Origin of the sequence: Thiohalophilus sp. (assembly GCF_034522235.1) — a bacterium.
Taxonomy (GTDB): domain Bacteria; phylum Pseudomonadota; class Gammaproteobacteria; order UBA6429; family Thiohalophilaceae; genus Thiohalophilus.
In genome coordinates this window covers 650666-668812 of record NZ_JAXHLN010000003.1, presented here as the reverse complement: position 1 = coordinate 668812, position 18147 = coordinate 650666, and the positions used below count along the sequence as shown (strand labels likewise).

Below are 18147 nucleotides of genomic sequence, written 5' to 3'. Positions count from 1 at the left end.
GGCCTAGCATCTCTGCTAAGCCTTTGTTTTTATTGGCTGGGGACCTAGGATTCGAACCTAGACTAACGGAGTCAGAGTCCGTCGTCCTGCCATTAGACGAGTCCCCAATTTAAATCAGGGGCTAGCCGCTAGGGACTAGTGGCTAGCTCATTTTGACTACGACCTGTTTTGATAATGGCGAATCAGGCCGTAGAGCATTTTCGATATTTCCTTTGCTTCTCTTTCGAGCTGTTTGCTGCGCTCACTGTCGAGAAAGCCGGCTTCCCGGCCGATTAGCAGCTGGGTCCAGAGTTCGCCGCAGGAGCCTTTGGCCACTTTCAGATACTGGACCTTGCTCCTGGGCGAGTCCCGCTCAAAGCCTTCGGCAATATTCGAGGGAATGGAAAGCGCTGAACGGGTAATCTGATCCCGGAAACCATACTCTTTTGAGTTGGTGAACGCCTTGTACAGCTCCACACTTAACCGGCAAGCCCGTTTCCATACGTCAAGATTCTCAAGTGCTTCCATGCACTCTCTCCTTATGTCGTTCCTAGCCTCTAGTACCTAGCCACTAGCGACTACTCGAAACGTTAATCCGCGACAAGCGGATTAACGTTTCGAGTACTGCGGACGCTTACGCGCCTTGTGCAGGCCGACTTTCTTGCGTTCGACTTCGCGGGCGTCACGGGTGACGTAGCCGGCGCGGCGCAGGGCGGGGCGCAGGGTCTCTTCGTATTTCATCAACGCGCGGGTGATGCCGTGGCGAATGGCGCCGGCCTGGCCGGTGTTGCCGCCGCCCTTGACGAAGATTTTGACGTCGAAGGTGCCGGTGTGGTCGGTCAGCTCCAGCGGCTGGCGAACGACCATGCGGGCGGTTTCGCGGCCGAAGTATTCGTCCAGGGGACGCTTGTTGACGCTGATGCTGCCGTTACCGGGGGTCAGGTAGACCCGTGCGGTGGAGTTCTTGCGGCGGCCGGTGCTGTAATAGGTATCTGCCATGAGGGTTCCTGCTTAGAGTTCCAGTGCCTTGGGCTGTTGAGCCGCGTGGTTGTGATCGGCGCCGCGGTAAACCTTGAGCTTGCGGAACATGGCCCGGCCCAGCGGGTTCTTGGGCAGCATGCCACGCACGGCGGCTTCGATAATCCGTTCCGGGTGCTGGTCGCGCTGCTTGTCCAGGGAGACGGACTTGATCCCGCCCGGATACCCGGTGTGGTGGTGGTACATCTTGTCCCACTCTTTTTGGCCGGTAACCGCGATCTTGTCGGCATTGATGACAATAATATAGTCACCGGTGTCGACGTGCGGGGTGTATTCCGGCTTGTGCTTACCGCGCAGACGACGGGCGATCTCGGTGGCAACGCGACCCAGAACTTTGTCTGTCGCATCAATCACATACCAGTCGCGTTTGACGGTTTCCGGCTTGGCGCTAAAGGTTTTCATCGACTCGAGCCTTAAGTTATTAAACTACTGCAAAAAAGAGGCGGAATCTTACAGAAATCGGGGGCCCCTGACAAGAGCCGACGGGTGCCGGGCGAGACTTTTTGCGGACAAAAAAAAGGCGCGGTAAAAGGGGGAAACCGCGCCACAAATACCACCATAAGGAGGATGGAGGAGTAAACTGTAATTCAGTGTTTGCTAATATAATTAATTGGAAATATTCAGTCAACCCCTGATGCCCGATTTTTTTAGTCAGGAAATACCTTAAATATCATAGGGTTTGATTAGTTCTGAGTTCTGAGTACTAAGTACTGAGTTGGCAGTTGGCAGTTGGCAGTTGGCAGTTGGCAGTTGGCAGTTGGCAGAAAAATGATGGGGTAGGAGCGGCTGCGCCGCGATGGGTCTTGCCTTGCGGCACGGCCTATCGCGCCAGAGGCGCTCCCGGCGCCCTCCGGGCGCAGGGACGAGTGACGAGGGACGAGTGACGAGTGGCGAGGGGAAAATCAAAACCCGGCCTCATCGATCGTAGGAGCGGCTACGCCGCGATGGGTCTTGCCTTGCGGCACGGTCTATCGCGCCGGAGGCGCTCCTACAGCCCTTTGCCCCGGGTTTTCCTCGTCACTCGTCCCTCGTACCTCGGCCCTGAGCTGTATCCGAATGGCTACATCCTTGACCATTCCTCAATTACCGCCTCGCGCACCTCATTCAATCGCCCGTGAAAGAAGTGGCCGGCCCCGTCGAGCCAGATGAGCTGCGGCGGGTTGGCGGTCTGGCGGGCGACCCAGTCGCGGACCTGGTGGGCGTCGATGACCTCGTCCTCGCTGCCCTGGATCACCAGCCAGGGGATCGCGATCTCGGGCAGGTCATCGGTACCGTAGAGCGACAGGGGCGGCGCCGCGACCAGCAGCCGCTCGGCCCCGACCCGCGCGTGCATCTTGAGCGCCACCTGCGCGCCGAAGGAGAAGCCCCCCAGCCACAGCGGGGCGTCGGGGTACTGTTCCCGCACCCACTCGACCACCGCGCGCAAGTCATCCAGCTCGCCGACCATGTTGTCGAACTCGCCCTCGGAGCGGCTCACGCCGCGGAAGTTAAAACGCACCGCCGTCGCGCCCAACTTGTTCATGGTCGCGGCCAGAATATGCACCACCTTGTTGGTCAGGCTGCCGCCGTGCAGCGGGTGGGGATGACACAGCACCGCCACCGGGGCCTGCTGTGCCGGGTTGTCGGGTTTCTCAACCTTCATTTCCAGCTTTCCGGCTGGACCTTCAATTAACTGATTTTGACTCATTAAATATCCTTGTCCCTTCGGGCAGTGACGAGGGCCGAGTGACGAGTGACGAGTGACGAGGAAAACCTTCACCACGAAGTCACGAAGCCTCGAAGTAAACATTATCCTTCGTGTCTTCGCGCCTTCGTGGTTCAATATTCACGACTTCCGACTGCCAACTTTCTTTCTATATCTTTAACCGATCAACAACTCTGCCGTTAAGCAGCCAGGTAGGCCCGATATAACGCAGCGGTATCGGGCATTTTTCTAATGTCACGGGAGGCAGGATGCCGGGAGTGACTTCGACCGCGACGGTGCCAGCTACGACAGTGTCGACTTCGACAATCGCGCCCGCGGGGCGCTCCTACAGCTTTCTGCGCAAGGTGGTTTTCCTCGTCCCTCGTACCTCGTAACTGCGCCCGAAGGGCGACGTGGGAGCGGGCGACGCACAGGGAAGTGCTAACACCCAAAACACTCGCGTTGCTCACGGGGTGGGCTCTGTCACGGGAGGCAGGATGCCGGGAGTGACTTCGACCGCGACGGTGCCAGCTACGACAGTGTCGGCTTCGACAATCGCGCCCGCGGGGCGCTCCCACAAGGACCATCATCCTGCCATCTGCCATCTGCCATCTGCCATCTGCCATCTACCAACTGCCAACTGCCAACTGCCAACTTTCTTTCTATATCTTTAACCGATCAACAATTCTGCCGTTAAGCAGATGTTCCTCGATGATCTCGTCGATGTCTTCCTCGTCGACGTAGGTGTACCAGGTCTCGTCGGGGTAGACGACGATCACCGGGCCTTCCTCGCAGCGGTCCAGGCAGCCGGCGGTGTTGATGCGCATCTGCCCCTGGCCGTGCAGATTGAGGTCCTTGAGCCGCTGCTTGGCGTAGTCGCGCAGGCGCTGGGCACCGAAATTGTTACAGCAGGTTTCTCCTTCCTCGCGCTGGTTGACGCAGAAAAAGACATGGTGCTTGTAAAAGGACATAAACCACTCCTGTACTCAGGGCCGCGGGACGAGTTACGAGGGACGAGGAAAAGCGTCATAACCGGAAACTGCGGGAGCGCCTCCGGCGCGGACAGGTCGTGCAGCCCGATAGACTGTCGCGGCTGAAAGCCCCTCCCACCGGCGTCCTCCGGACGCAGGTACGAGGTACGAGTGGCGAGTGACGCGGTAAATCAAAATCCTCGAGCCCCTGCATTGTAGGAGCGGCTGCGCCGCGATCGATCTCTCCGCGCGGTATGGCCTATCGCGCCGGAGGCGCTCCTACAGCCTTCGGTGTACGGTATTTTTCCTCGTCCCTCGTAACTCGTCCCTCTTATTCGAGATTATGTCATACATCGGGCTGAAACCGGATGGCGGAACAGGGTAGACTTGCCGAACAATGCAGCCCGACGGTTCCAAGCCCTTGCCTCTTTCCCGACAGATCAATCAGCTGGCCGAGCAGTGCGTCAAATGCGGGCTGTGCCTGCCTCACTGTCCCACTTACCAGGCCGATCTGACCGAGAACGAGTCGCCGCGGGGGCGCATTGCCCTGTTGCAGGCGCTGGCCAATGGCCAGCTCGACGCCGGGCCGAAGTTGCGCGAGCACATCGATCACTGCCTGCTGTGCCGCCGCTGCGAGCGGGTCTGCCCGTCCGGGGTGCAATACGGGCGACTGTTCGATCTGGGCCAGCAGCTGCTGGAACAGGATCGCCGACCCACCCGGGCGGCCCGGCTGGGACTGGCGCTGGTGACCCGCCCGCGCTGGCTGCGTCGGCTTGGCCGCTTCATTGTGCTGGCCCAGCGCAGCGGGCTGACGGGGCTGGCCCGCCGGCTGGGGCTGGGCCGGTTATCGCCCTGGCTGCGACGCGGCCTGACCCTGCCGCCGCTGCCCTGGCCGCGCCCTTTTGCGCCGCGCTATCCGGCCTACGGCACCCGCCGGGGTCAGGTGGCGCTGTTCACCGGTTGCATCAGCGCGGCGGCCGATCACACCACGCTGAACGACACCCTCGAGGTCCTGCGCCATCTGGGCTACGAGGTGCTCATTCCCCCCGCCCAGCAGTGCTGCGGCGCCCTGCATGCGCACAGTGGACAACATGATCGGGCCGACGCGCTGGCGGCGCAGAATCGCGGCACCTTTGCCGAACCCGTCGAGGCGGTGATTGCTACGGCCACCGGCTGTGCGATCCAGTTACAGGACTCGCAATTGACCCCGCCGGTCGCCGATGCGGTCAGTTTTATTGCCGGGCAGCCCTGGCCTGACACGCTGCAGCTGCGCGGCGGAAAGGAAACCGTGGCCGTGCATGAACCCTGTAGCGCCCGGAATGTGTTGCGCAACAGCGATGACAGCTATCTTCTGTTGCAACGTATCCCGGGGCTGACAGTCATCCCCCTGGCCGACAACGCCACCTGCTGCGGCGCGGCCGGCAGTTACCTGCTGCGCCATCCCGCCTTCGCCGATCAATTGCGTCAGCGCAAGCTGGACGGGATCGTTCAGCAGCAGCCGGATCGGGTTGTGACCACCAACATCGGTTGTGCCCTGCACCTGCAATCGGGTTTAATCGCACAGCATGACAGACGGAGCGTGATGCATCCCCTGACCCTGCTACGCGAATATATCGAGCGCACCCCATGAACGTCTTGAAACAACTGTCCTGGCTTTTATTGTTACTGGCCGCTGCCACCCCGGCGACAGCGCGGGACAAGGATCACTTTGCGGTCAAGGTCGGGATCCTGGGACACGAGGATCCCGCCTATGAACCGACGTTAAATGTCGGCCTGACCGTCGGCGGCAAGCTGTTACGTGGCGACTCGGCCGCCCTGGGACTGCAACTGGAGATCAGCACCTCGGCGATCGAAGGGGAAACCACCACCGCGCTCGAGGACTGGGAGATGGACAGCCACGCCCTGTACAGCGTCCTGCACCTCGGCCGGAACCACTATTTCAAACTCAAGGCCGGTTACATCGACTGGCAGGTACGTTACGACCGCGGCGGCGAGAGCGAATTCCGCGAGGGCAGCGGCCTGAGCTGGGGCGTCGGTTACGGCTACCCGCTGGAGAGCGGAAACTACTGGGAGCTGGAGTACAGCATGATGAGTGACGAGGAGGAGTTCGGCATCAATTACATCACCCTGGGGTATTATTTTTAATGTTGAATTTTAAGTTTTGAATTTTGAATTGCGCAGCCACGTTTAATTCATCATTTAACATTCAAAATTCAGAATTATTTTGCGTTCTCCGCGCCCTCCGCGTTTTAATGAGTAACCCGGTAAGAACACGCCAGCTTGCAGCCTTAACCGGTCTCGGGTATCGTTATTTTATGGAACAACGTCACTACAGCCCCGTCGATCACCTGCTGATGAACGTCGATCTCGGCCTGCGCACACTGGTGGGCAGGCCGATGGTGACCGAGCGGCCGAACCCCGCCGGGGCGGTCGAGGAGGCGGCGCTGGATGAAGAGCAGAAGGCTCTGGCGGCGCGGCTGATGCGGATCAATCACGCCGGCGAGGTCTCGGCCCAGGGACTGTATCAGGGCCAGGCGCTGACCGCGCGTTTACCGGACGTGCGTGAGAAAATGGAGCGCGCCGCGCTGGAGGAAAACGACCACCTGGCCTGGTGCGAATCACGCATCAACCAGCTGGGCGGGCACAAGAGTTATCTCAACCCGCTGTGGTATGCCGGCTCGGTGAGCATCGGCGCGCTGGCCGGGATCGCCGGCGACAAATGGAGCCTCGGTTTCGTCGCCGAGACCGAACACCAGGTGGTGCGGCATCTCGACAGCCATCTGGCGCAACTGGATGAGCGCGACGCCAAATCCCGCGCCATCTTGGCGCAGATGAAAGAAGACGAAGGCCACCATGCCACCACCGCCCTGCAGGCCGGCGGCGCCGAACTGCCCTTCCCCGTCAAAAAGCTCATGCGGCTGACCTCGAAGATCATGACCCGAACGGCTTATTGGATCTAAGAGATAAACCACCAAGACACGAAGACACCAAGAATAAAAACTTTGTGTCCTAGTGCCCTGGTGATGAGCGTTTTTCCTCGTACCTCGTAACCGCGTCCGTAGGTCGCCAGGAGCGGCTTCGCCGCGACGGGTTTGTCTATCCCGCATGATCGGTCGCCGATGTAATCGCCTCCCACAAAATAAGGGCCTGTTTTGCCATTGTGGGATGGGCTTTCAGCCGCGACGGTCTATCGAGCTACACGGTATATCGCACCGGAGACGCTCCGAAGAAACAAACCATCAAGACACAAAGTTTGTTTTTAATTCTTGGTGTCTTCGTGTCTTGGTGGTGAGGATTTTTCCTCGTCACTCGTTACTCGTCCCTCGGCCCTGTTATTTTGAGAGTTTCGGCATGTTCTGGGCGTAAAAGATTTCCAGCATCTCTTTTTGCAGGCGCTGGTGCAGCTGTTTGCGTTTGTTTTCGGGCAGGTCTTTAGCGTTGACGTCGAACAGGTAGTTGTCCAGGTCGAATTCCTTGAGGATCATCTTGGTGTGAAAGATATTTTCCTGGTACATGTTGACGTCCACCATCTGGTAGAGGTTCTTGGTGTCTTTGGCCAGGAAGTTCTGGATCGAGTTGATCTTGTGATCGATGTAATGCTTCTTACCTCGCACATCGCGGGTGAAGCCGCGCACGCGGTAGTCCATGATCACGATGTCCGACTCGAAGCTGTGAATCAGGTAGTTCAGGGCGCGCAGGGGTGAAATGCGCCCGCAGGTGGAGACATCGATATCGGCGCGAAAGGTGCTGATGCCGTTATCCGGGTGACTTTCCGGGTAGGTGTGCACGGTGATGTGGCTTTTATCCAGGTGGCCCACTACCGATTCGGGTAGCGGACCGGGCGCGGCGTTGGTATCGAGCTCCTCTTCGGGGATGATCGGCTCTTCGGAGATCAACATGGTCACGCTGGCGCCCATGGGCTCGTAGTCCTGGCGTGCGACATTGAGGACATTGGCGCCGATGATGTTGCTCACTTCGGTAAGAATATTGGTCAGACGCTCGGCATTGTACTCCTCGTCGATATACTCGATATAGGCCGCTTGCTGCTCGGCGGTATCGGCGTAGTTGACGTCGTAGATATTGAAACTCAGCGTCTTGGTGAGGTTATTGAACCCCATCAGACGAATCTTTCTGCTGTGCTTTTTATCCAACAGCCTGCCTCTCGTTACGCTTTCGCCAGTGGCGGGTGATAGATCATCTGCACCACGTTGCCATCAGGATCATAACAATAAAAACTGTGCGCACCATCCCGGTGGGTCTTGGGCCGGGTGCGCATCTCCACCTTATTGGCGCGTAAAAATTCATACCATTCGTCCACTGCCCCGGGGGTGTCGAGAATGAAGCCGATGTGATCCAGATGCTGCGGCCCGGTAAATTCATCTTCGCTGCGATGCAGCGCCAGGTTGTCGTTACCGGAGGTGAGATAGACATTGCCGCTGTCCGGGCGCCATTCCACGCGCATACCCAGCAGTTCGACATAAAACTGCTCACAGGCGGCAAATTCCCGGACAAACAGGGCGATATGACGTAATCCGGCAGTGGCGGCGGGGCGTTGCATGGCGTTCTCCTGGTGGGCCGGGCGCTGAAAATCGGCCATTTTAAACGAACCGCCCGGGCGCGTCAGGCCTTTTTCACCCGGCGAAACGAAGGCTTCTCGCCTGCGGGTGTCGATTTCAACCAATTCGTGGGAAATTCAGCCCGGGAAATCAGACCGACGCCGCGGGCTCGGATTGCCCCGGCGCAAAGACATCGTGCTGTACGCTGTCCCAGACGGGGTGACCGAACTGCTCGCGAATCACATGCGACAGGGCGATGGAGCCCTCCGACAGCAGCCGATCGTGGAAGGATTTCGGGTCAAACGGTTTTTCCCGTTGCCCCAGGCGCTCACGGGTGGCGTTGATCAGCGCCCAGCCGGTGGCATAGCCCATGGGCACCGTCGGTGAGCGGGTATACCAGCCCAGATCCGCCATCGCCTGCGCGCGGGTGAAGCCCAGCCAGTGCTGCATGCGCTCGGCCGCGCGCTCAACGGGAAGCCCCCGGGTATGCAGCTCCACGTCCAGCATGATGCGCAGGGCTCGCCACAACCGATCCTTGAGCAGGATAAAACGGGACTCGGGGCTGTCGAGAAAGCCCTGTTCCTGCATCAGCTGTTCACAATACAGCGCCCAGCCTTCATACAACGTGGAAGACGGATTCACCAACCGCGGCAAGCTGCTGGAACGGCGGCCCCGGTTGGCGGTGACAAACTGCAAATGGTGACCGGGCCAGGCTTCGTGGACACAGGTATGCCGCAAGCTGACGAAGTTGTGCTCGCCCAGCGACGCCGCATTCTCAACCGGCGTGACATAATAGTAACCCTGTTGCTCGGGATCGTTGAACGGCGGCTCCAGATAGGCGGCAAACGGAATCTCATGGCGCAGGAAGGGTGGCGTCTCGATCACCTTGAGCGACTCCTGGTCCGGCAAGCTGACCAGATCCTGTTGCGCAACAAACGTCTTTGCCGCCAGCATGTTCTCCCGGTACGTTTCCTGCAACTGTGCCGCGTCCGGATGCCGGGCCTGGATCTTGTCGGTCAGCTGCTGAATATCGTCATTACCCTGCAGCTCATGCGTCACCTGTTTCAGGGCGCTCAGGGTCTCCTCGAAAAGCCGCTCACCCAGGGCATGTAACTGCTCTGCTGAAACCGGCAGGGCATGGCGATGCCGCAACAGCCGCTCAAAGCGGGCCTTGCCGCAGGCAAAGTCACCGGCGGCGTGCGGCTGCAGTTCCGTCTCCATAAACCGGGCGAATTCATCCACCGCATGTGCCGCCTGTTCCAGCTCGCTGTTCAATGCATGCTGTAAAAAGATCGGATGCTTGCGCAGGCTGCGCAGATACTCCGCCCCCTGTACCGCTTCGGTGTGCGCCGCCTCCAGCCACAATGGCGGAATCGCTTCGGGTTCGTTATGCAGATTGGCCTGGGCATTACGCAAATACCGCGGAATCGCTTCCAGACGGTGTTTCAGATGCTGCTTGTTTAACTTGAGATTGTGCAGGGTAAGCTGATAGATGGCATGAACAGGCAGATAGCGGGCTGGATCCCGATAGCGCCAGTCATGCTCGATGGTTTCGGATAACTCGATAACCGCCGCACCGTACATCACTTCACGATCAATGGATTGGGCCGCGGTCAATCCGGATGTCTCGATCTCGTCAAGACTGTCGATCAGTTTTTCATTCAGGGTGTTAAGCGCGCCGATATCGTCATCGGCAAATGGTGTCAGTTGCGATTCAAATCCGCGAACGCCGAGATCTACTGCTGTTTCGGGATGAAAACGAAACCAGGCCTGATAGTAACTGTGCAACAACCCGGGGAAATCAGCCATGATAGACACTCACAATATCAGCTTCCGGCTTCAGCATATAATAGGCAACCAGGGATAAGTCAGGAATAGGGAACTGCGTTATTTCGCATTCATTTGCCGACGGCATTATTGACCTTTTCATTCACTTCCATTCGGGGTTGGTATACGCATTCAATCATCCGCATCGATAACTTCATAATCATGACTGATCTCGACGCCGCCATTGGCGAGCATAATCGAGGCGGAACAATATTTCTCCGCCGACAGCTCCACTGCCCGTTTGACATGTTTGTCACTGAGGTCCTTGCCGGTGATCACAAAATGCACGTGTATGTGGGTAAAGACTTTGGGTTCGGATTCGGCACGTTCGGCATACAGCTCAGCATAACAGTCGGTTATCGACTGACGCGATTTTCTCAGGATGTTCACCACATCGAAACTGGTGCAACCGCCCATGCCGAGCAGCAGCATTTCCATCGGACGAATCCCCAGATTGCGGCCGCCGTGCTCCGGCGGCCCGTCCATCACCACGGCGTGGCCACTGCCCGACTCGCCAACAAATGCCGCCTCCTCAACCCACTTGATCCGTGCCTTCATCGGTCTATTACCCTCCAAATCATGCTGATTTACTATGCAATCGGCCCCGAAATTCCTATACTGAAGCAGGTTGCAACATCGCTGCCATTGTCCCCTATCGCAGGGTGACGGCATTCTCAATTCGACGCTGCGATCCGCCCCCTCTATTGTAAATAGGCACTATTGGTATAACATAGGCGGCAACCGACGTCAGCAAACTATATAAGGAAAAGCATGGTTCAGGCCAAGGTTGAAAATACGGGTATCCCCTCGCTGGATCATTTCCTCGAACACTGCCATCGGCGTCAGTATCCGGCCAAGAGCGTCATTATCTATGCGGAAGACGACTCGGAAGTCCTGTATTACATCGTTGACGGCTCCGTCTCTGTCCTGATCGAGGATGAAGAGGGGCGGGAAATCGTCCTCGCCTATCTCAACAAGGGCGACTTTTTCGGCGAGATGGGACTGTTCGACGAAGAGCGCAACCGCAGCGCCTGGGTACGCGCCCGCACCACCTGCGAGGTCGCGGAGATCAGCTACGCCAAGTTCCGCCAGCTTTACCAGGACCATCCGGACATTCTGTTTGCCATGGCCCGGCAAATGGCCACCCGCCTGCGCGACACCAGTCGCAAGGTCAGCGACCTGGCCTTCATGGACGTCACCGGCCGCGTCGCCCGTACCCTTCTGGACCTGTGCAAACAGCCCGATGCCATGACCCATCCCGACGGCATGCAGATCCGCATCACCCGCCAGGAAATCGGCCGCATCGTCGGCTGCTCCCGCGAAATGGTCGGCCGCGTGCTCAAGGCCATGGAAGAACAGGGACTGATCTACGTCAAAGGCAAGACGATTGTCGTCTTCGGGACGCGCTGAGCAGCACTTTTCAGGGTTTCTGGAAAAATAACGCGGAGGTCGCAGAGGCGCGGAGCCGCAGAGATATAATTATAATTTTGAATTTTAAGTTTTGAATTTTGAATTGCGGAGCTACATTTAATTCAAAATTAAAAATTCAACATTCAAAATTTCTTTGTGTCCTCCGCGCCTCCGCGCGACGTACAGGGACGTACTAGTGTCGCGGGAGGCAGGATGCCGAGAGCGACCCTCCGCGTTATTTTCACAATCCCATCTATTTATTAGTCGAACAGGGCCTTGAGCCGGGTGCCGGGGTCTTCGGCGACCATGAAGGCTTCGCCGACGAGGAAGGTGTGGACGCCGTTGTCGCGCAGGTGTTTGACATCGTCGGGGGTATGGATGCCGCTTTCGGTGACGACGATGCGATCGTCGGGGATCGCGTCGAGCAGTTCGAGTGTCGTCTCCAGCCGGGTCTCGAAGGTCCGCAAGTCACGGTTATTGATCCCGATCAACGGTGTTTCGAGTTTCAGGGCCCGCTGCAGTTCCCCGGCATCATGCACTTCCACCAGCACGGCCATACCCAGTTGACGGGCCAGATCATGCAGCTCGCGCATCCGGGTATCGTCAAGCACGGCGACGATCAGCAAGACACAATCGGCGCCGATGGCGCGGGCCTCATAGACCTGGTACGGGTCGATCATGAAGTCCTTGCGCAGCACCGGCAGGGAGCAGGCCTCGCGCGCCTGTTGCAGGAATTCGTCACTGCCCTGAAAAAAATCGACATCGGTCAACACCGACAGGCAGGCAGCACCGCCCTGCTCGTAAGAGCGGGCAATCTCCGCCGGAACGAACGGGTCGCGCATCACGCCCTTGCTGGGCGAGGCTTTTTTGATCTCCGCGATCACCGCCGGCTGACTGTTCGCCAGACGCTGTTCGATAGCCTGAATAAAGTCCCGTACCGGCGAGGCCTCCGCCGCGCGTTGTTGCTGTTGCGATAATGGAATTGTCGCCTGGCGTTCGGCTACCTCGTCCCGTTTACGGTCGATGATTTTTTTTAAAATATCGGGAGTATTATTCATTTCACTATTTATATTTTTCACCATAGAGAACGAAAATATAATTTTGAATGTTGAATTTTGAATTGCGGAGCCACATCTAATTCAACATTAAACATTTAGCATTCAACATTACTTTGCGTTTTCTGTGGCTTCTATGCTGAATAAGCATTTATGAAAATGATTTGGACAATTTCACCAGTTCGTCGAGCTTGGCGGCGGCGGAACCGTCGGCGATGACTTCGGCGGCACGTTTGACGCCGTCCTCCAGCGTCGGTACCAGATCGGCGGCGTAGATGGCCGCACCGGCGTTGAGCAGGACGATATCCCGGGCCGGACCGGGCTGGTTATTCAGCAGGTTTTTGATCACCGCCAGCGACTCTTCGGCAGTCTCCACTTTCAGTGTGGCCACCTCCGCACGCTGCAGGCCGAACTGTTCCGGAGTGATGGTATAGCTGCTGACCTCGCCGTCTTTCAGTTCCGCCACATGGGTCGGCGCACCGATACTGATCTCGTCCATGCCGTCCTCGGCATGCACAACCAGCACATGTTTGCTGCCCAGTTTTTTGAGCACTTGTGCCAGCGGCACCAGCAACTGCGCGGAGAAGACGCCCAGCACCTGGTACGGCGCGCCCGCCGGATTGGTGAGCGGACCGAGCACGTTAAAGATGGTGCGCACGCCCATCTCACGGCGCGGACCGATGGCGTGTTTCATGGCGCTGTGATGTTTGGGCGCAAACATGAACCCCACACCGACCTCGTCGACACAGCGAGCCACCTGTTCAGGGATCAGGTCCAGATTGACGCCCGCAACTTCCAGCACATCCGCACTGCCGCATTGGCTGGAAACCGACCGGTTACCGTGCTTGGCCACCTGCCCGCCGGCCGCCGCCACCACAAAGGCGCTGGCGGTGGAAATATTAAAGGTACTGGCTGCATCCCCACCGGTCCCGCAGGTATCCACCAGATGCTCGCCCTGAACCGAGACCCGGGTGGCCAGTTCACGCATCACGCCGGCGGCGGCGGCGATCTCGTCCACCATCTCACCCTTCATGCGCAGCCCGACCAGAAAACCGCCGATCTGCGCCGGCGTCGCCTCGCCGGTCATGATCAGGCGCATCACCTGCGTCATCTCCTCGCCGGTCAGGTCGCGGTTTTCAGTTACCGCCTTGATCGCTTCTGTCATATCCATTTCAATATCCCGTTTTTAATTGATATTTACCGCAGAGGCGTTTATGCCCGTTGTTTGGGTGCAGAGGACGCGAAGTAACGCTTAATGTTGAATTTTAAGTTTTGAATTTTGAATTAAAAGCCATGGCCGTAATTCATAATTTAAAATTCAACATTCAAAATTATATCTCTGCACCCAAACAACGGGCATAAACGTCTCTGCGCTAAAACTTATCTTCGGTTCTGTTCCAGAAAGTTCCGTAACATATCATGACCGTGTTCGGTCAGGATCGACTCGGGGTGGAACTGGATCCCCTCGATCGCCAGTTCTTTATGCCGTACACCCATGATCTCATCCAGATCACCATTGTCCTGTCGGGTCCAGGCGGTCACTTCCAGGCAATCCGGCAATGAATTTTTCTCAATCACCAGCGAATGGTAACGGGTCGCCTCCAGCGGGTTGGGCAGCCCTTTAAATACCCCGATATCATAATGATGGATCATCGAGGTCTTGCCGTGCATGATGCTGCCGGCGTGTACCACCTTGCCGCCAAAGGCCTGGCCGATGGCCTGGTGGCCGAGACAGACGCCCAGAATGGGCAGCTTGCCGGCGAAGCGGCGAATCGCCTCCACCGACACCCCCGCCTCGTTGGGCGTACAGGGGCCCGGCGAGATCACCAGGTACGCCGGTTTCAATTCGGCAATCTCATCCAGCGTAATCTGGTCATTACGATAAACCCGCACCTCCACGCCCAGCTCCCCGAAGTACTGAACCAGGTTGTAGGTAAACGAATCGTAATTGTCTATCATCAGCAACATAGAATACTCCCTGCGAAAAACGCAGAGGACGCGGAGTCGCGGAGACGCGGAGAACTACAATTTATTTGCAACACGATATATACCGTTCTTAATCAATGACGTCCTGAAATTAATAAGTAATCCCAATTTTCTGCCTGTCAGCCTTAGATAGGTCAGAACCTGAGATTTATGTATATCTTTAATTTCCTCCAGCGATTTCAGCTCGATAATCACCTTGTTATCCACCATAAAGTCAGCTCTATAAACCTGATCAACCACGATACCCTTGTATTTCAAGGGAATTGGAACCTCTGACTCATATCCGATACCTCGAATCCCAAATTCATGTTTCAGACATTCATGATACGCCGATTCCAGTAACCCGGGGCCCAGTACACGATGTACTTCAATCGCCGCACCGATTATTTCTCCTGCAATCTCATTTTCGTGCATTTGCATCTCCTTTGCATTTTATTTCCTCCGCGTCTCCGCGCCTCCGCGCCCTCCGCGTTAAATACACCGCCTTATCTATGCGCCCCGTCCAGGCCGGCTTCGGCGAGGGCGACGGCGCGGAAGATGGCCCGGCCTTTGTTCATGGTTTCGTCCCATTCGTTGCGCGGGACGGAGTCGTGGACGATGCCGGCGCCGGCCTGGATGTGCAGTTGTTTGTCCTTGATTACGGCGGTGCGGATGGCGATGGCGGTGTCCATGTTGCCGGACCAGGACAGATACCCCACCGCGCCGGCGTAGACGCCGCGCTTGACCGGTTCGAGCTCGTCGATGATCTCCATGGCGCGAATTTTGGGCGCGCCGGAGACGGTACCGGCCGGGAAAGTCGCGCGCAGCACGTCCATGTTGGACATGCCGGCTTTGATTTTGCCGGTGACGTTGGAGACGATATGCATGACGTGCGAATAACGCTCCACGGCCATGTTTTCGGTCACTCTGACGCTGCCGGTCTCGGCAATGCGACCGACATCGTTACGCCCCAGATCGATCAACATCAGGTGCTCTGCCCGCTCCTTGGGATCGGCCAGCAGTTCGGCTTCCAAAGCCCGATCCGCCTCGTCGGTCTTGCCGCGCGGGCGGGTGCCGGCAATCGGGCGCACGGTGACAGTCTCGTCTTCCACCCGCACCAGGATCTCCGGCGAGGAGCCGACGATGTGAAAATCGTCCAGATCCAGATAGAACATATAGGGCGAGGGATTGAGGCTGCGCAGGGCGCGATACAGATCCAGCGGCTGTGCCTCGTAGGGAATCGACAGGCGCTGCGACAGGACGACTTGCATCACATCGCCGTCGATAATGTACTGCTTGGCCTTTTCCACCGCCGACTCGAAGCCCGCCTGGGTGAAGCCGGAGATAAAATCGTCTTCATGGACCTTCAGCGAACGGGTTTTGGCAGGCCGGGGCGGCGTTTGCTGCAAACGGGCGATCAACTGATCCAGCCGCGTTTGTCCCTGTTGATAGGCCCCGCTCTGACCTGGATCGACATACAGCACGACATAGAGCTTGCCGGAGAGATTATCGAACACCACGATCTCGTCGGAGACCATCAGCAGGATATCCGGCAGTTCCAGCGCGTCGTCGTTGGGACAGTTTGCCAGCCGCGGCTCGATGTAGCGAATCGTGTCGTAGCCAAAGTAACCGACCAGGCCACCATTGAAGCGCGGCAAGCGGTCGTCCTCGAAGACCCGGTAGCGGGCATAAAAGGCTTCGATCCAGGCCAGCGGATCATCGGCCTGTTCCTGTTCGATAATCTCACTGTTGTGGTAGAGACGAATATCGTGGCCGTGAATGCGCAGAACCGTCTGGCAGGGCAGGCCGATAATGGAATAGCGGCCCCATTTCTCGCCGCCCTGCACTGATTCGAACAAATAGCTGTAGGGGCCGTCGGCCAGCTTGAGATAGGTGCTCAAGGGGGTGTCGAGATCGGCCAGCACTTCCCGCACCAGCGGGACGCGGTTATAGCCCTGTTTGGCGTACGCCTGAAATTGTGTCTCGTTCATAAACTGTCACCTGAAGAGTTGCCATCATATACCAAAAACCGGAGTCACTGCCTCACCAGTGGCGCCATCGGTTAATGGTATTGTTCATGCGGCGTTGCATCTTCAGGTCACAGTCAGGCCGCGCCACGCGCCGCCTGTTTGAGTAAATCGGGCAGTTCGGCCATGGAGTCGATCACCGCGTCGGGGTTGGCCTCGCGGATATCCACGCCATGGTTGTAGCCATAGCTCATGCAGACAATCTGGAAACCGGCGGCCCGCGCGGCGGTGACGTCGCTGACCGAATCGCCGATCATCAGTGCCTTTTCCGGTTTGACCCCGAAAAAGTCCGCCACATGCAACAGCGGCAGGGGGTCGGGCTTTTTCTTCGGCAGGGTGTCACCGCTGACCACGATCTCGAAATAATCGTACAGACCAAGCGTCTTGAGCAGCGGCACAGTGAACTGCTCCGCCTTGTTGGTCACACAACCCAGCCGGTAACCGGCCTGCTTGAGATACTCCAGCCCCTCCTTGACGCCCGGATACGCCTTGCTGCGCTTGCTGGTATTTTCGGCATACAGTTCCAGATAGATCGGATAGGCTTTGTCGAACAGTGCCTCGTCCGGCTCGCCGTCGAGCCGGCCAATCAACGCGCGACGCACCAGACGCTCGACGCCGTTACCGACCCAATGGCGCACCTTCGGCTCGCCATGTTCCGGCATGCCGAGCTGTTTCATCATCTCGTCCGCGCAATATGCAAGATCCGGCACACTGTCCACCAGCGTGCCGTCCACATCAATCAGTACCATTTCCGGCTTCTTCAACATTTTAGATTCCTGCATAAAAACGCAGAGGGCGCGGAGTCGCAGAGACGCGGAGGAGAATAGAATAATATGCTTTAGAATCAGCACAAAACAATTAATTTCTCTGCGCCTCTGCGCCTCTGCGAACTCTGCGTTACATCATCCGCCCTATGATTAACCGGCCTTGGCCAGTTCTTCCCGCATTTGTTTGATGATGGAATCATAGCGGTTGGGATCGGAATCCTGGCCCTTGCCGAAAATTGCCGAGCCGGAGACAAAGGTATCCGCGCCCGCTGCCGCGATTTCGCGGATATTGTCGGCCTTGACGCCGCCATCGACTTCCAGCTGGATGTCATAACCGGATTCGTCGATCAGTTTGCGTGCTTCACGCAGCTTGTCGAGGGTGGCCGGGATGAAGGACTGGCCGCCAAAGCCGGGGTTGACCGACATCAGCAGGACCATGTCGACCTTGTCCATGACATGCTTGAGATAATCCAGCGGCGTGGCCGGGTTGAATACCAGACCGGATTTACAGCCGCTTTCGCGCACCAGCTGCAGGGAACGATCGATATGATCGGAGGCTTCCGGATGGAAGGTAATGTAGGTGGCGCCGGCTTCGGCGAAGTCGGGAATAATCCGATCCACCGGCTTGACCATCAGATGCACGTCAATGGGCGCGGTCACACCATGCTTGCGCAGGGCTTCGCAAACCAGCGGGCCGATGGTCAGGTTGGGCACGTAATGGTTGTCCATGACATCAAAATGGACAATGTCTGCACCGGCTTTCAGTACGTTGTCCACTTCCTCGCCCAGGCGGGCAAAATCCGCGGACAGGATGGACGGGGCAATTTGATAATCGGCCATAGGTTCGCCTCTTCGCTTGTAATTTAAA

20 protein-coding genes and 1 tRNA gene are annotated in these 18147 nt (G+C 57.7%); 4 read left to right on the top strand and 17 right to left on the bottom strand.

Annotated elements, in window-relative coordinates; all coding sequences use genetic code 11:
• Nucleotides 1-33 precede the first annotated feature (33 nt).
• From U5J94_RS06160 to U5J94_RS06135, 6 genes are all read right to left on the bottom strand, one after another.
• Nucleotides 34-107, bottom strand: a tRNA-Gln gene (locus U5J94_RS06160).
• Nucleotides 108-156: 49 nt separating this feature from the next.
• Nucleotides 157-507 carry a four helix bundle protein gene (locus tag U5J94_RS06155; protein ID WP_322564766.1) on the bottom strand — a complete coding sequence of 117 codons (351 nt, stop codon included), beginning with the start codon at nt 505-507 and terminating at the stop codon, nt 157-159.
• An 81-nt stretch (nt 508-588) separates the two neighbouring features.
• Nucleotides 589-978: a 30S ribosomal protein S9 gene (rpsI, locus tag U5J94_RS06150; RefSeq protein WP_322564765.1), complete on the bottom strand. Its 390-nt coding sequence runs from the start codon at nt 976-978 to the stop codon at nt 589-591.
• 12 nt (nt 979-990) lie between these two features.
• Nucleotides 991-1419, bottom strand: coding sequence for a 50S ribosomal protein L13 (rplM, locus tag U5J94_RS06145; protein ID WP_322564764.1), 429 nt, complete (start codon nt 1417-1419; stop codon nt 991-993).
• A 658-nt stretch (nt 1420-2077) separates the two neighbouring features.
• The gene (locus U5J94_RS06140) at nt 2078-2659 is read right to left on the bottom strand and encodes an alpha/beta hydrolase (protein WP_322564763.1); all 582 of its coding nucleotides are present in this window, start codon (nt 2657-2659) and stop codon (nt 2078-2080) included.
• A 704-nt stretch (nt 2660-3363) separates the two neighbouring features.
• On the bottom strand, nt 3364-3672 hold the full coding sequence (locus U5J94_RS06135) for a (2Fe-2S) ferredoxin domain-containing protein (protein WP_322564762.1): 309 nt from the start codon (nt 3670-3672) through the stop codon (nt 3364-3366).
• A 397-nt stretch (nt 3673-4069) separates the two neighbouring features.
• On the opposite strand from U5J94_RS06135, the gene U5J94_RS06130 reads away from it, so the two are divergent.
• From U5J94_RS06130 to coq7, 3 genes are all read left to right on the top strand, one after another.
• Nucleotides 4070-5302, top strand: a complete 1233-nt coding sequence (locus U5J94_RS06130) for a (Fe-S)-binding protein (protein ID WP_322564761.1) — start codon at nt 4070-4072, stop codon at nt 5300-5302.
• Nucleotides 5299-5817 carry an outer membrane beta-barrel protein gene (locus tag U5J94_RS06125; protein ID WP_322564760.1) on the top strand — a complete coding sequence of 173 codons (519 nt, stop codon included), beginning with the start codon at nt 5299-5301 and terminating at the stop codon, nt 5815-5817. The genes U5J94_RS06130 and U5J94_RS06125 overlap by 4 nt, the downstream gene beginning before the upstream one ends.
• A gap of 170 nt (nt 5818-5987) precedes the next feature.
• Nucleotides 5988-6632, top strand: a complete 645-nt coding sequence (gene coq7, locus U5J94_RS06120) for a 2-polyprenyl-3-methyl-6-methoxy-1,4-benzoquinone monooxygenase (protein WP_322564759.1) — start codon at nt 5988-5990, stop codon at nt 6630-6632.
• Between the two features lie 372 nt (nt 6633-7004).
• Here the strand turns inward: coq7 and speD are convergent, their stop codons facing one another.
• The 4 genes from speD to U5J94_RS06100 all read right to left on the bottom strand — a co-directional run bounded on the left by speD (nt 7005) and on the right by U5J94_RS06100 (nt 10613).
• Nucleotides 7005-7790 (bottom strand): adenosylmethionine decarboxylase, encoded by a 786-nt coding sequence (gene speD / locus U5J94_RS06115; protein WP_322564758.1) that lies wholly within the window; start codon nt 7788-7790, stop codon nt 7005-7007.
• A 47-nt stretch (nt 7791-7837) separates the two neighbouring features.
• A complete protein-coding gene (locus U5J94_RS06110) occupies nt 7838-8230 on the bottom strand; it encodes a VOC family protein (RefSeq protein ID WP_416224197.1) in 393 nt (130 codons plus the stop codon).
• Between the two features lie 148 nt (nt 8231-8378).
• On the bottom strand, nt 8379-10037 hold the full coding sequence (locus U5J94_RS06105; protein ID WP_322564756.1) for a DUF885 domain-containing protein: 1659 nt from the start codon (nt 10035-10037) through the stop codon (nt 8379-8381).
• Between the two features lie 150 nt (nt 10038-10187).
• Nucleotides 10188-10613, bottom strand: coding sequence for an OsmC family protein (locus U5J94_RS06100; protein ID WP_322564755.1), 426 nt, complete (start codon nt 10611-10613; stop codon nt 10188-10190).
• A 213-nt stretch (nt 10614-10826) separates the two neighbouring features.
• Here U5J94_RS06100 and crp point away from each other — a divergent pair, with 213 nt between their 5' ends.
• Nucleotides 10827-11465, top strand: a complete 639-nt coding sequence (gene crp / locus U5J94_RS06095) for a cAMP-activated global transcriptional regulator CRP (protein WP_322564754.1) — start codon at nt 10827-10829, stop codon at nt 11463-11465.
• A gap of 260 nt (nt 11466-11725) precedes the next feature.
• Here crp and trpC read toward each other — a convergent pair whose 3' ends face one another.
• The 7 genes from trpC to rpe form a co-directional block, all read right to left on the bottom strand.
• Nucleotides 11726-12523, bottom strand: a complete 798-nt coding sequence (gene trpC, locus U5J94_RS06090) for an indole-3-glycerol phosphate synthase TrpC (protein ID WP_322564753.1) — start codon at nt 12521-12523, stop codon at nt 11726-11728.
• Nucleotides 12524-12671: 148 nt separating this feature from the next.
• Nucleotides 12672-13691: an anthranilate phosphoribosyltransferase gene (gene trpD / locus U5J94_RS06085; protein WP_322564752.1), complete on the bottom strand. Its 1020-nt coding sequence runs from the start codon at nt 13689-13691 to the stop codon at nt 12672-12674.
• Between the two features lie 209 nt (nt 13692-13900).
• Nucleotides 13901-14488, bottom strand: coding sequence for an aminodeoxychorismate/anthranilate synthase component II (locus tag U5J94_RS06080; protein ID WP_322564751.1), 588 nt, complete (start codon nt 14486-14488; stop codon nt 13901-13903).
• A 54-nt stretch (nt 14489-14542) separates the two neighbouring features.
• Nucleotides 14543-14920, bottom strand: a complete 378-nt coding sequence (locus U5J94_RS06075) for a GxxExxY protein (RefSeq protein ID WP_322564750.1) — start codon at nt 14918-14920, stop codon at nt 14543-14545.
• 71 nt (nt 14921-14991) lie between these two features.
• A complete protein-coding gene (gene trpE, locus U5J94_RS06070; RefSeq protein ID WP_322564749.1) occupies nt 14992-16476 on the bottom strand; it encodes an anthranilate synthase component I in 1485 nt (494 codons plus the stop codon).
• Nucleotides 16477-16589: 113 nt separating this feature from the next.
• On the bottom strand, nt 16590-17279 hold the full coding sequence (locus tag U5J94_RS06065; RefSeq protein ID WP_322564748.1) for a phosphoglycolate phosphatase: 690 nt from the start codon (nt 17277-17279) through the stop codon (nt 16590-16592).
• A 150-nt stretch (nt 17280-17429) separates the two neighbouring features.
• Nucleotides 17430-18119, bottom strand: a complete 690-nt coding sequence (rpe, locus tag U5J94_RS06060; protein WP_322564747.1) for a ribulose-phosphate 3-epimerase — start codon at nt 18117-18119, stop codon at nt 17430-17432.
• Nucleotides 18120-18147: the final 28 nt, after the last annotated feature.

Excerpts from the sequence above, each read along its gene's own strand:
- U5J94_RS06155 (WP_322564766.1), bottom strand. The coding sequence starts at position 507 with ATGGAAGCACTTGAGAATCTTGACGTATGGAAACGGGCTTGCCGGTTA.
- rpsI (WP_322564765.1), bottom strand. The coding sequence starts at position 978 with ATGGCAGATACCTATTACAGCACCGGCCGCCGCAAGAACTCCACCGCA.
- rplM (WP_322564764.1), bottom strand. The coding sequence starts at position 1,419 with ATGAAAACCTTTAGCGCCAAGCCGGAAACCGTCAAACGCGACTGGTAT.
- U5J94_RS06140 (WP_322564763.1), bottom strand. The coding sequence starts at position 2,659 with ATGAAGGTTGAGAAACCCGACAACCCGGCACAGCAGGCCCCGGTGGCG.
- U5J94_RS06135 (WP_322564762.1), bottom strand. The coding sequence starts at position 3,672 with ATGTCCTTTTACAAGCACCATGTCTTTTTCTGCGTCAACCAGCGCGAG.
- U5J94_RS06130 (WP_322564761.1), top strand. The coding sequence starts at position 4,070 with ATGCAGCCCGACGGTTCCAAGCCCTTGCCTCTTTCCCGACAGATCAAT.
- U5J94_RS06125 (WP_322564760.1), top strand. The coding sequence starts at position 5,299 with ATGAACGTCTTGAAACAACTGTCCTGGCTTTTATTGTTACTGGCCGCT.
- coq7 (WP_322564759.1), top strand. The coding sequence starts at position 5,988 with ATGGAACAACGTCACTACAGCCCCGTCGATCACCTGCTGATGAACGTC.
- speD (WP_322564758.1), bottom strand. The coding sequence starts at position 7,790 with ATGGGGTTCAATAACCTCACCAAGACGCTGAGTTTCAATATCTACGAC.
- U5J94_RS06110 (WP_416224197.1), bottom strand. The coding sequence starts at position 8,230 with ATGCAACGCCCCGCCGCCACTGCCGGATTACGTCATATCGCCCTGTTT.
- U5J94_RS06105 (WP_322564756.1), bottom strand. The coding sequence starts at position 10,037 with ATGGCTGATTTCCCCGGGTTGTTGCACAGTTACTATCAGGCCTGGTTT.
- U5J94_RS06100 (WP_322564755.1), bottom strand. The coding sequence starts at position 10,613 with ATGAAGGCACGGATCAAGTGGGTTGAGGAGGCGGCATTTGTTGGCGAG.
- crp (WP_322564754.1), top strand. The coding sequence starts at position 10,827 with ATGGTTCAGGCCAAGGTTGAAAATACGGGTATCCCCTCGCTGGATCAT.
- trpC (WP_322564753.1), bottom strand. The coding sequence starts at position 12,523 with ATGAATAATACTCCCGATATTTTAAAAAAAATCATCGACCGTAAACGG.
- trpD (WP_322564752.1), bottom strand. The coding sequence starts at position 13,691 with ATGGATATGACAGAAGCGATCAAGGCGGTAACTGAAAACCGCGACCTG.
- U5J94_RS06080 (WP_322564751.1), bottom strand. The coding sequence starts at position 14,488 with ATGTTGCTGATGATAGACAATTACGATTCGTTTACCTACAACCTGGTT.
- U5J94_RS06075 (WP_322564750.1), bottom strand. The coding sequence starts at position 14,920 with ATGCACGAAAATGAGATTGCAGGAGAAATAATCGGTGCGGCGATTGAA.
- trpE (WP_322564749.1), bottom strand. The coding sequence starts at position 16,476 with ATGAACGAGACACAATTTCAGGCGTACGCCAAACAGGGCTATAACCGC.
- U5J94_RS06065 (WP_322564748.1), bottom strand. The coding sequence starts at position 17,279 with ATGTTGAAGAAGCCGGAAATGGTACTGATTGATGTGGACGGCACGCTG.
- rpe (WP_322564747.1), bottom strand. The coding sequence starts at position 18,119 with ATGGCCGATTATCAAATTGCCCCGTCCATCCTGTCCGCGGATTTTGCC.